The organism is Micromonospora sp. 4G55 (assembly GCF_016803375.1).
On sequence record NZ_JAEVHN010000164.1, the window covers coordinates 1 to 11,225 of the forward strand.

General features: G+C 72.3%; 6 protein-coding genes and 5 pseudogenes. 6 read left to right on the top strand and 5 right to left on the bottom strand.

Going from position 1 to position 11,225, the window contains the following annotated elements; genetic code table 11:
* Window positions 1–149: 149 nt before the first annotated feature.
* Window positions 150–785: an alpha-ketoglutarate-dependent dioxygenase AlkB gene (locus tag JNW89_RS15750; RefSeq protein ID WP_238449492.1), complete on the top strand. Its 636-nt coding sequence runs from the start codon at window positions 150–152 to the stop codon at window positions 783–785.
* A 144-nt stretch (window positions 786–929) separates the two neighbouring features.
* Here JNW89_RS15750 and JNW89_RS37665 read toward each other — a convergent pair whose 3' ends face one another.
* The 4 genes and pseudogenes from JNW89_RS37665 to JNW89_RS15760 all read right to left on the bottom strand — a co-directional run bounded on the left by JNW89_RS37665 (window position 930) and on the right by JNW89_RS15760 (window position 6,809).
* Window positions 930–3,626, bottom strand: a complete 2,697-nt coding sequence (locus JNW89_RS37665; RefSeq protein ID WP_375155103.1) for a DNA topoisomerase (ATP-hydrolyzing) subunit A — start codon at window positions 3,624–3,626, stop codon at window positions 930–932.
* Window positions 3,627–3,662: 36 nt separating this feature from the next.
* Window positions 3,663–4,289 (bottom strand): annotated as a pseudogene (locus JNW89_RS37670) (LAGLIDADG family homing endonuclease); the annotation flags it as partial.
* A 90-nt stretch (window positions 4,290–4,379) separates the two neighbouring features.
* Window positions 4,380–4,721: pseudogene (locus JNW89_RS37675) on the bottom strand (DNA gyrase subunit A); the annotation flags it as partial.
* A 31-nt stretch (window positions 4,722–4,752) separates the two neighbouring features.
* Window positions 4,753–6,809: pseudogene (locus JNW89_RS15760) on the bottom strand (type IIA DNA topoisomerase subunit B).
* A 351-nt stretch (window positions 6,810–7,160) separates the two neighbouring features.
* Here JNW89_RS15760 and JNW89_RS15765 point away from each other — a divergent pair.
* Window positions 7,161–8,417 (top strand): hypothetical protein, encoded by a 1,257-nt coding sequence (locus tag JNW89_RS15765; RefSeq protein WP_238449497.1) that lies wholly within the window; start codon window positions 7,161–7,163, stop codon window positions 8,415–8,417.
* On the opposite strand, the gene JNW89_RS15770 is transcribed toward JNW89_RS15765, so the two are convergent.
* Window positions 8,404–9,114, bottom strand: coding sequence for a class I SAM-dependent methyltransferase (locus tag JNW89_RS15770; RefSeq protein WP_238449494.1), 711 nt, complete (start codon window positions 9,112–9,114; stop codon window positions 8,404–8,406). The two genes, JNW89_RS15765 and JNW89_RS15770, sit on opposite strands and share 14 nt — an antisense overlap.
* Before the next feature lie 206 nt (window positions 9,115–9,320).
* Here JNW89_RS15770 and JNW89_RS15775 point away from each other — a divergent pair.
* The 4 genes and pseudogenes from JNW89_RS15775 to JNW89_RS15790 form a co-directional block, all read left to right on the top strand.
* Window positions 9,321–9,521, top strand: a pseudogene (locus tag JNW89_RS15775) (carbamoyltransferase N-terminal domain-containing protein); the annotation flags it as partial.
* A gap of 94 nt (window positions 9,522–9,615) precedes the next feature.
* On the top strand, window positions 9,616–10,566 hold the full coding sequence (locus JNW89_RS38100; RefSeq protein ID WP_375155102.1) for a carbamoyltransferase N-terminal domain-containing protein: 951 nt from the start codon (window positions 9,616–9,618) through the stop codon (window positions 10,564–10,566).
* Window positions 10,500–10,970 (top strand): annotated as a pseudogene (locus JNW89_RS15785) (carbamoyltransferase C-terminal domain-containing protein); the annotation flags it as partial. The gene JNW89_RS38100 and the pseudogene JNW89_RS15785, both read left to right, overlap by 67 nt.
* A partial coding sequence (locus JNW89_RS15790; protein ID WP_238449496.1) for a glycosyltransferase family 2 protein occupies window positions 10,967–11,225 on the top strand: 259 nt, incomplete at its 3' end. The pseudogene JNW89_RS15785 and the gene JNW89_RS15790, both read left to right, overlap by 4 nt.

Sequence of the window (11,225 nt, forward strand, 5' to 3'; positions counted from 1 at the left end):
AGAACCACACCTCGCCGCTGAACTCCAGTTCCATCGGGGCCTGGGCCACCGTCGACGGGCGCGGCCGGGCCCGGGTCGCCGACGCGCTGCTCGACCTGGCCCAGCGCGGCGATCGTACGCCTGTACTAAACCGCTGATAGGGTGGCGGCATGACGCAGGCCGCCTACCAGCCGTCGATGCTCGACCTCGCCGACGCCGGTCCGTCGCTCGGGCCGCTGCCGGGCGCGCTGCGCCGGCACGTGCTCACCCGGGGCGCCTGGGTCGACCACCTTCCCGGCTGGGTGCGCGGCTCGGACGCGGTGCTCGACACCCTGCTGGCCGAGGTGCCGTGGCGCGCCGAGCGCCGCACCATGTACGACGCCGAGGTCGACGTCCCCCGCCTGCTCTGCTGGTACGCCGGCGGCCGCCCGCTGCCGCACCCGGTGCTGACCGAGGCCCGCGAGACCCTGACCCGGCACTACGCCGCCGAGCTGGGCGAGCCCTTCGTCACCGCCGGCATGTGCCTCTACCGCGACGGCCGGGACAGCGTCGCCTGGCACGGCGACACCCAGGGCCGATCGGCGCACACCGACACCATGGTCGCCATCGTCTCGTTCGGCTCGCCCCGGCCACTGCTGCTGCGCCCGCGCGGCGGCGGCGCCAGCCTGCGCTTCCCGCTCGGGCACGGCGACCTGGTGGTGATGGGCGGCTCCTGCCAGCGCACCTGGGAGCACGCCATCCCCAAGACCGCCCGCCCGGTCGGCCCCCGCGTCAGCGTCCAGTTCCGCCCCACCGGCGTCGCCTGACCCCCTCCCCCCGCCTCGGCGATCATGAAGTTGTTGCCGCGACACGCCGGTGGGCAGGGCAACACTTATGATCAACCCGAGGGCACGGGGGGATGCGGGAAGGGGGCCCGGGGGCGTCAGCCCCGGGCCCCTTCCCCGCGCGGGTCAGTCGCGTTCGATGAGGTGGCCGAGGACCGTCGGGCCGAGCATGACGGCGAAGCCGCTGCCGTCGCGGCGCGGGTCGGCCGGGGGCAGCTCCACCGGGTCGCCGGTGGCGGTAGCGCCGACCGGCCGGGCGCCGACCCAGGCGACCACCAGGTCCGTCTCGCCCTTGAGGAACCGCTGCGCGCGCACGCCGCCGGTCGCCCTCCCCTTCGCCGGGTACGCCCCGAACGGCGTCACCTTGACCGTCGCACCGGTGGAGGTGACCACCATCGGCGCCCCGTGCCCTGGATCGTCGGTACGGACCGCCCCGAACCAGACCACCCGCGCCCCGTCGGGCACGTTGACGCCGGCCATGCCGCCGCCCTTGAGCCCCTGCGGGCGGACCAGCGTGGCGGCGAAACGCAGCAGCGACGCCTCCGAGGTGATGAAGGTCAGCGCCTCCTGGCCGTCGGTGAGCCAGGTCGCCCCGACCACCTCGTCCCCCTCGCGCAGGCCGATCACCTCGAACTCGTCCGAGCGGACCGGCCACTCCGGCGCGCAGACCTTGACCACGCCCTGCCGGGTGCCCAGCGCCAGGCCCGGCGAGCCCTGCGCGGCCGCCCCGAGCGGGGCCAGCCCGACCACCGTCTCGCCGGCCGCCAGCGGCACCAGCTCGGCGGCGGACATGCCCCCGCGCAACGAGACCGTGCCGGCCTGCTCCGGCAGCACCGGCAGCGGCAGCACGTCGATCTTGAACGCCCGGCCGGCGCTGGTCACCAGGAGCACCCGGCCCCGGGCCGTGGTATGCACGACGGCGCGTACGGTGTCGTGCTTGACCCGGCCGTTGCGCCGGCGCCCCTCGGCGGCCTCCTCCGACTCGGCCGCGGTGCGGGCCACCAGCCCGGTCGCGGAGAGGATCACCTGGCAGGGATCGTCGGCCACCTCCAGCGGGCCGGCCGGCACCGACGCCGCCAGCACCTCCTTGAGGTCGCCGTCGACCAGGGTGGTACGCCGCGGCGCGCCGAACTGCTTCACCACCGCCGACAACTCGTCGGAGACGACCTTCTTGAGCACCTTGTCGTCGTCGAGGATCTTGGACAGCTCGGCGATCTCCCCGCGCAGCTTCTCCTGCTCGGCCTCCAGCTCGATCCGGTCGTACTTGGTCAACCGGCGCAGCGGAGTGTCCAGGATGTAGGTGGCCTGGATCTCGGAGAGCTTGAACTTCTGCATCAGGCCGTCCTTGGCCGCCTGGGCATCGTCGCTGGCCCGGATCAGCTTGACCACCTTGTCGATGTCGAGCAGGGCGATCAGCAGACCGTCGACCAGGTGCAGCCGCTCCTCGCGCTTGCGCCTGCGGTACGCGCTGCGCCGGGTGACGACCTCGTAGCGGTGGGCCAGGAAGACCTCCAGCAGCGCCTTCAGCCCGAGGGTGCGCGGCTGGCCGTCGACCAGCACCAGGTTGTTGACGCCGAACGACTGCTCCAGCGGGGTGAGCCGGTAGAGGTCGGCCAGCAGCGCCTGCGGGTTGACCCCGACCTTGCACTCGATGACCAGGCGGGTGCCGCTCTCCCGGTCGGTGAGGTCCTTGACGTCGGCGATGCCGGTCAGCCGCTTGGTCTTGGTGACCTCGTTGGTGATCGCCGCGATCACCTTCTCCGCGCCGACGCCGTACGGCAGCTCGACGACGGTGATCGCCTGCCGGCCGCGGCTGCCCTCCAGCGGGCCGATCTCGACCCGGCCGCGCATCCGGACCACGCCCCGCCCGGTCTCGTACGCCCGGCGCACCTCGTCCAGGCCGAGCAGCAGACCGCCGGTCGGCAGGTCGGGGCCGGGGACGAACTCCATCAGCTTGTCGAGGTCGGCGTCCGGGTGGTTGATCAGCCAGCGGGCGGCGGAGACCACCTCGCCGAGGTTGTGCGGGATCATGTTGGTCGCCATCCCGACCGCGATCCCGGACGCGCCGTTGACCAGCAGGTTGGGGAAGGCGGCCGGCAGCACGGTGGGCTGGGTCAGCGAGCCGTCGTAGTTGGGCTCGACGTCGACGGTGTCCTCGCCCAGCTCACCGACGAGCAGCATCGCCTCGCGGGACATACGTGCCTCGGTATATCTCGCCGCGGCAGGTCCATCGTCCGGGCTTCCAAAATTTCCATGCCCATCAATGAGCGGCGCGTTGAGGGAGAAGTCCTGGGCGAGTCGCACCATGGCGTCGTAGATCGCCGTGTCGCCGTGCGGGTGGTACTTACCCATGCAGTTGTGAACGACGTAGCCTTCGGCGACAAAGGCGTGTTCCTCGGAGCCAACCTGGATGTCGTACGTGGCAGCGGGGGCTACGGCCTCGACCGCAACGACTCGCAGGAAGGACCGACCAGCCAGCGCCTCGAGCCGACCGGCCAAGGGCGAACCGATGCGACGCAGTTTCCGAACCCAGCCATCGCGCTCCGCGCGCCAGAGGGGGAATGACCGCTCCAACAGCGGCACGCCGTTGCGGTCCCTGCCGTAACGAACCGTCGTGCCGGCACCCGACAGCGAGGCTCGGAAGGCGTTGCCATCCTCGTCGCGGAACCATCCACCGCCCTGGTGAGCGGACGTGAACTCCTCCATCACGGCGCGGCACGGCAAACGGTCGTTGCCCTGCTTGCCACCGTACTGGTAGCCGAGCTCGGCAACTCGCTGGAGGTCGTCGCTCTTGTAGCCGATTCGCACCCAGGGCAGGAGCATACCGGCGAGTACGGCGGCGTCACGCCCGGTGACCGACAGGCCCAGGAGGGTACGATGACCGGACCTTCCGGCACTGCTCCAGTGATGCCCGTGCACGCCCAGGTCGGCGAGCATGGAGTAGATCTGCCGCACCAGCACCTCGCTGGTGCTCACGAAGACAATCTCTCGGAAGCGCTTACGAATGTATCCGTCACCGTCGAAGAATCCGGCGAGGAATGGCACCCAGGCGGAACGATCCTCCATAATGTCGCTCGGTACGAGCTTGTCGTGACTGAGCGGGCGACCCGCCTCCAGCAGACCGTCATGTCGGCTGAAGGTCAGGATGTGCTGGTCGCGATGGCGGGGGTTGATCGCCTCACGCTTGCCGCGGGAGGCGTTCAGTCCGCTTGCGATGGCCCAGCCGTGAGCGACATCGAGCGGTTCGACGTCACACATGTGGATGCGAACACGACCATCCGCCTCGCGGGACCGGTCCACGGCGAACCCTTCAGCCACCACGAGCCCACGCACGTAGTCATAGGCATCGCCGCCCACCGTGAGGGCCTCGCGACGACGGCTGCCGTACGCGACGGTCAGGTGCCCGGACAGGTCGCGGGCCTCGACCCATCGGACGGAGAGGTCGTCATCCACGACGCGGAACCGCTGTCCCGGAGTCACCACCATCGTGTGACCGTTGCTCCAGGTGACCCGGACGAGATCAGACTCCGGATTCCTGTACACCGCCGTCACCGGTACGGGAGACCCCTCGCCGTCCAGCACCCTGTCGCCAATCTCGACATCCTCGATGGGGCGCAAGCCGCCCGGCGTGGAGACGAGTGTTCCAGCAACGAAGCAGTCGCCGACGATTCGGGCGGACTTGACGTGCGCCCGTTCGGGTCGGTGACCCTGCTCGTACATCGACCAGAGGATGCGCCGGTGCACCGGCTTGAGCCCGTCGCGCGCGTCGGGCAGGGCGCGGGAGTGGATGACCGAGAAGGCGTACTCCAGATAGGAGTCGGAGACCTCGGTGACCAGCGGGTTGTCGAAGACCCGCGCGCCCGCCTGGTCGAAGGCGGACAGGTCCACCTTGGCGCGGTCTTCCTTGCGGCGTGCCATCGTCAGCTTTCCCCTCGAACGGACCCGGTGCTCATGCGTCGATCGCCTCCCGGTCGACCCGGTCGGAGGAGTCGATCAGCCAGTTGCGGCGCGGCTCGACCTTCTCCCCCATCAGCAGTTCGAGGATCCGCTCGGCGGCGTCGACGTCGTCGAGGGTGATCCGGCGGACCGCCCGGGTGGCGGGATTCATCGTGGTCTCCCACAGCTCGTCGGCGTCCATCTCGCCGAGGCCCTTGAAGCGCGGGATCGGGGTGACGATCTGCTTGCCGGCCTTCTCCAGCTTGCGGACCGTCGTCTCCATCTCGGCCTGGGTGTAGGTGTAGATGGTCTGCGGGTTGCGCCCCCTGGTGGTGATCTTGTGCAGGGGCGGCATCGCGGCGAAGAGCCGACCGGCCTCGATCAGCGGCCGCATGTAGCGGGCGAAGAGCGTGATGAGCAGGGTACGGATGTGCGCGCCGTCCACGTCGGCGTCCGCCATGATCAGGACCCGGCCGTACCGCAGGGCCGACAGGTCGAAGGTACGCCCCGAGCCGGCGCCGAGCACCTGCACGATCGCGGCGCACTCGGCGTTGTCCAGCACCTGCTGGAGGTTCGCCTTCTGCACGTTGAGGATCTTGCCGCGGATCGGCAGCAGTGCCTGGTACTCCGCCGACCGGGCGAGCCGGCCGGTGCCCAGGGCGCTGTCCCCCTCGACGATGAACAGTTCGCTGCGGTCGATGCCGGCCGCGCGGCAGTCGACCAGCTTGGCCGGCATCGACGCGCCCTCCAGGGCGGTCTTGCGCCGGGCCGCGTCCTTCTGCTGCTTCTGGGTGAGCCGGACCCGCGCCGCGTCGACGATCTTCTGGAGCACCGTGCGCGCCTCGGCCTTGGTGCGCCGGTCCTCCAGCCAGGCCTTCAGGTGCTGCTCGATCAGGGACTGCATCACCTTGGTGATGCCGGCCGTGGAGAGCTCGTCCTTGGTCTGCGAGGTGAACTGCGGCTCCGGGATGCGCACGTGCACCACCGCCGTCATCCCCTCCAGGACGTCGTCCAGGGTGGGCGGCTCCTCCTTGGCCTTGAGCAGGCCACGGGTGTTGCGTACGGCGTCGGCGAGGGTGCGCGCCAGCGCCCGCTCGAAGCCCTTGCGGTGGGTGCCGCCGTGGGCGTTGCGGATGGTGTTGGTGAAGCACTCCACGGTGCGCTCGTAGCCGGTGCCCCAGCGGAAGGCCACCTCGACCTCGGCGCGGCGCTGCACATTGGACTGCATCACGCCGTTGGCGTCGGCGGCGTTCTCCCGGTAGGTGCCCTCGCCGGTGACCAGCAGGGTGCCGGAGACCGGCCGGTCGCCGGCCGGGGCCAGGAACTCGACCATGTCGGTGAGGCCGTTGGGGAAGTGGAAGCGCTCCTCGGCGGGCTGCTCACCCGTCTCGTCGCGCAGCCGGTAGTCGACCCCGGGCACCAGGAAGGCGGTGTTGCGCAGCTTCATCCGGACGGCGTCGACGTCGAGCGTCGCGCCGGTCTCGAAGTAGCGGGCGTCGTGCCAGTAGCGGATCGAGGTGCCGGTGCGCTGGCCGCGCTTCATCGCCCCGACGATCTGCAGGCCGGGACCGGCGGTGAAGGGAGCGTCCGGGCCGTCGCCGTCGAAGATCCCCGGCACGCCGTGCCGGAACGACATGGCGTGCACCTTGCCGCCGCGCCGGACCGTGACGTCGAAGCGGCGGGAGAGCGCGTTGACCGCCGAGCGCCGACGCCGTGCAGGCCGCCGGAGGTCTTGTAGCCCGAGCCGCCGAACTTGCCACCGGCGTGCAGCCGGGTGAGCACCAGCTCGACCCCGGAGATGCCGGACTTGGCGTGCACGTCGGTGGGGATGCCGCGGCCGTCGTCGTCGACCTGCACCGAACCGTCGGCGTGCAGCGTCACCTCGACCTTCCGGGCGTGACCCGCGACACCCTCGTCGGTCGAGTTGTCGAGGATCTCGTTGACGAGGTGACCCACGCCACGGCTGTCGGTGGAGCCGATGTACATGCCGGGACGCTTGCGGACGGCGTCCAGGCCCTCGAGGTGGGTGAGGTCGTCGGCCCCGTAGAGGGTCTCAGGCTGTGCGGTCAACTGGTCGTACTCCCAGGTCTCGGCGGTGTGGTGCCGCTCACCGTCTTGATCCACCCTGACTCGATCTCCACGCGCGGCGCGCCGCAGCGAGCCTAGCCGCCCGCCCCGACACAACCGCGCAGCCCCGCTGGAGCCATCGCGACCGGGGCGCCGGTCGTCGTCTCCCGGCAGCAACGCCGGTCCCGGCCGGGGTGTTCCCCGGGACCGGGCGGCCCGGTGCCACGCGTGCCACACCCGTGGGTCGAACGTTGAACGAACGCGTTACCACCCATTGACGCCCATCACGCCGAAGTGATCTGATCGCGACCACCGGAGGATCTTTCACATTTCGATGGACAGATGGGGGACGCGATGGTCAGGTTCCGTCGTACCGCTCTCGCCGCGGCGCTCACCGTCGCCACGGCCGCGCTCTCGGCCGCCGTCGGCCTGCCCGCTCCCGCCGCGGCGGCGCTGCCCACCGCCGCCGTGGCGCTGGGCGACAGCTTCATCAGCGGCGAGGGCGCCGGGGCGTACTCCCCGGTGGTCGACGTCGCCGGCGTGGCGCAGCCCTTCCCGGGCTGGTCGGCGCCGAACAGCAACGCCTACTTCTGCCACCGCTCACCCAACGCCTCGCTGCACCAGGCGGACCTGCCGGGCATCCAGGCCCGGTTCAACCTCGCCTGCTCCGGCGGCCAGCCGTACGACATCGCCGCCGCGTCCGCCACCCGGACCAAGGGCCGGCAGGTCGCCGCGCAGCTCGACCAGCTCCGCGCGGTCGGGCAGACCCACGACATCGACCTGGTGCTGGTCGGCCTCGGCTCGAACAACAGCTCGTTCACCTTCGGCAGCGTCGCCGAGAAGTGTGCCAACCGGTTCATCGCCGACGCGTGGACCGGCTGGTGGGAGTTCTGGGCGTACCTGGGCGGGCCGGTCGAGCAGGAACCCTGCGACGACGCCGACCTGGCCACCGCCGCCCAGTTCGCCGCCGCGACCGCCGAGACCACCACGGCCGTCCGCCAGATCCTCACCACCCTCGACCAGATCGACGCCGACGGCCAGCACCGGATCGTGTTCCAGGACTACACCAACCCACTGCCGCCGGAGCTGGCCCAGGTCTACTGGAGCGAGGACGACCGGGACGACACCCGGGACAAGTTCCGCGCGCTCGGCGCCGAGCGGTACGCCGCCGGCTGCCCGATCCACCGGGCCAGCCTCGCCCCCGGCCACCACTTCTCCCAGGGGCTCGGCACGCTGGTCAACTCGGTACGCACCACCCTGGCCGCCGAGTTCCCGGCCGCCGACCTGGTCTACCTCAACGTGCAGCGCGCCTTCGACGGCGCCCGGCTCTGCGAGCAGGCGGGCAGCCCCACCGGCACGCTGGCCACCCCGATCCGCCTCCAGGACGGCCCGTCCGGCGTCTTCGTCACCAGCCTCTCCGGCTACGACAAGCTGGAGATCCAGCGAATCGCCAACACCTGCGGGACGTACTTCCAGACCTGCCAGGAGTCCTGGCACCCGAACGCCGCCGGGCACCAGGTGCTCGGCCGGTGCCTGACCGGCGCCGCCGCGACCGCCTCCCGGGCGGTCTCCTGCGTGCGCGCACCCGACGGCACCGTCAACGTCGGTTGAGTTCCCCGTCGGGGGTGGCCCGCCCGGGCCGCCCCCGACGGGCGCCCGACGACGCCTCAGGGCCGGATCGCGGCGCCGAGCACGTGCGGTGACGCCGGCGCGGCAACCGGCCGGGCGGGAAGCGGAACCGGTCCAGCCGGACCACGCTGAAACCCGCCGCGACGATCGCCGACACCGTGTCCCGCCCGGTGTGGCAGCCGCCGCAGAGCAACGGCCAGCAGGTCGCGTCGACCACCCGCTGCGTCCGGCGCAGCCCGGGGGTGCCCGCCGCGACGTGCTCGTAGAAGCGCAACCACCCGCCGGGACGCAGCACCCGGTACGCCTCCCGCAGCGCGACGGACTGGTCGGGGACCGAGCAGAGCACCAGCGACATCACCACGGCGTCGACGCTGGCGTCGGCGACCGGCAGCGCCTCGGCCAGCCCGTCGGTGACCGTCACCGGCACCGGGGCGTGCTCGGCGGCGCTGCGGGCGGCGGCGCGCAGCCAGGGCTCGGGCTCCACCGCGAGCACGGCGTCCACCTCGGACGGGTAGTGCGCGAACATCCGGCCGTTGCCGGCGCCCACCTCGACCACCCGCCCGCGCAGGCCGGCGACCAGTCGACGCCGGTGCTCGGCCGCGCCGGCCCGGTCCAGGGCCACGCTCGCCCGCGCGAACAACCGGGCGAACAGCGGGTGGGACACCCGAGAGTTGGACATCGGCGCTCCGCATCGACGTGGGCCGCTCGTCCCGCAGGCTACCGCCCGGCCGCCACCGCACCGCCACCCCACGCCCGCAGCACCGCCGCGGCGTCTGACTCCGGTGGGACCCGCGGCGCCGCATCTCCAAGCTGGAGATTCGCGGCCGGCGGGAGAAGTGGATGATCTACAGGTTAGGAGGTGAAGGCGAGGGTACGGACCCTGCCATGCGCGTCCTCGGTATCAATGCGATCTTCCACGATCCGGCCGCCGCCCTGGTGGTCGACGGACAGGTGGTGGCCGCCGCCGAAGAGGAACGGTTCAGCCGCCGCAAGCACGGCAAGCGACCCGTCCCGTTCTCCGCCTGGGAGCTGCCCGAACTCGCCGCGGCCTGGTGCCTGTCCAGCGCCGGCGTCGACGTCGGCAGCCTCGACGCGGTGGCCTACTCCTTCGACCCCGGCCTGTGCCGCGACGCCACCGACCTCGGCCTGGCCGACCCGTGGGACTGGCTGCGCGTCGACTATGCCCGGCGGCGCCGCAGTTCCTCGCCGCCGCCCTGCCCGGCCTCGACCCGGAGAAGGTGCGCTTCGTCCCGCACCACGTGGCGCACGCGCCTCGGCCGGGCTGGCCGCCCCGCCGGCCGGCGACGACACCGCCGTCCTGGTGCTCGACGGCCGGGGCGAGGCGGCCAGCCACCTGGCCGGCGTCTACCGCGGCGGCGAACTGAGCCCGCTGTACTCGCAGGAGCTGCCGCACTCGCTCGGCCTGCTCTACGAGGACCTCACCCGCCACCTCGGCTTCCTGCACTCCAGCGACGAGTACAAGGTGATGGCGCTGGCCTCGTACGGCCGGCCGAAGCACCTCGGCCTGCTGCGCGAGCTGGTCCGGGTCACCGACGCCGGCGGCTTCCACGTCGACCGGATCGACTGGGCGAGCCTGGCCAAGGCCGCCGAGCCGGGCGCCGAGCTGACCGAGGACCACGCCGACCTGGCCGCCAGCGTGCAGGCCCGGCTGGAGGAGGTCGTCCTCGACCTGGCCCGCTGGCTGTACGACGCCTCGGGCGGCGCCTCGACCCTGGCGATGGCCGGCGGGGTGGCGCTGAACTGCGTCGCGAACGCCCGGCTCGCGGCCGAGGGGCCGTACCGGGACGTCTGGGTGCAGCCGGCGGCCGGCGACTCCGGCACCGCGCTGGGCGCCGCCCTGCACGTCGCCGGCACCCTCGGCGACCGGGCGACGCCGATGAGCGGGGCGGACCTCGGCCGCGGCTGGTCGGACGACGAGCTGGAGGCGGAGCTGCGCCGGGCGCGCTGCCCTACTTCCGGCCGGACTCGATTGCCGCCGAGGCGGCCCGGGTGCTCGCCGCCAACGGCATCGTCGCCTGGTACCAGGGGCGCAGCGAGTACGGCCCGCGCGCCCTCGGGCACCGCTCGCTGCTGGCCCACCCCGGCGACCCGGCGACCACCGCCCGGATGAACGACGTCAAGGGGCGGGAGCAGTTCCGCCCGATCGCGCCGATGGTCCGCGCCGAACGCTTCGCCGACCTCTTCGACGGGGTCTTCCCCAGCCGGTACATGCTCTTCGTGCACCGGGTGAGGCCGGAGTGGCGGGATCGCATCCCGGCGGTCACCCACGTCGACGGCACCGCCCGGGTGCAGACCGTGCACAGCGACACCGAGCCCCTCGTCGCCGAGCTGCTGGCCGAGTTCGAACGGCTCACCGGGCTGCCGGTGGTGGTGAACACGTCGCTGAACACCGCCGGCCGGCCCATGGTGGACACCCCACGCGAGGCGATGGAGCTGTTCGGCTCCGCCCCGGTGGAGCTGCTGGCCCTCGGCCCGTTCGCGGTGCGGCGCGGTGCGCTCGGCGGTGCCCGGTGATCAGCATCGTGGTGCCGACCGTCGGCCGGCCCAGCCTCGGCACGTTGCTCGACGCCCTCGCCCCGCAGCTCGCCGAGCTGCCCGACGTGGAGATCCTGCTGGTCGACGACCGGCGCGACGCCGCCGGGGAGCTGGCGGTGCCGGGGGCGCTGTCCGCGTACGCCAAGGTGGTGACCGGTCGCGGCGCGGGCCCGGCGGCGGCGCGCAACGTCGGCTGGCGGGCGGCCCGCCGGCCCTGGGTGGTCTTCCTCGACG

What these genes read in the sequence shown, in the direction of transcription:
- JNW89_RS15750 (WP_238449492.1), top strand. Translation starts at nt 150, where the DNA reads ATGACGCAGGCCGCCTACCAGCCGTCGATGCTCGACCTCGCCGACGCC.
- JNW89_RS37665 (WP_375155103.1), bottom strand. Translation starts at nt 3,626, where the DNA reads ATGCTCCTGCCCTGGGTGCGAATCGGCTACAAGAGCGACGACCTCCAG.
- JNW89_RS15765 (WP_238449497.1), top strand. Translation starts at nt 7,161, where the DNA reads ATGGTCAGGTTCCGTCGTACCGCTCTCGCCGCGGCGCTCACCGTCGCC.
- JNW89_RS15770 (WP_238449494.1), bottom strand. Translation starts at nt 9,114, where the DNA reads ATGTCCAACTCTCGGGTGTCCCACCCGCTGTTCGCCCGGTTGTTCGCG.
- JNW89_RS38100 (WP_375155102.1), top strand. Translation starts at nt 9,616, where the DNA reads ATGCCCGGCGGCGCCGCAGTTCCTCGCCGCCGCCCTGCCCGGCCTCGA.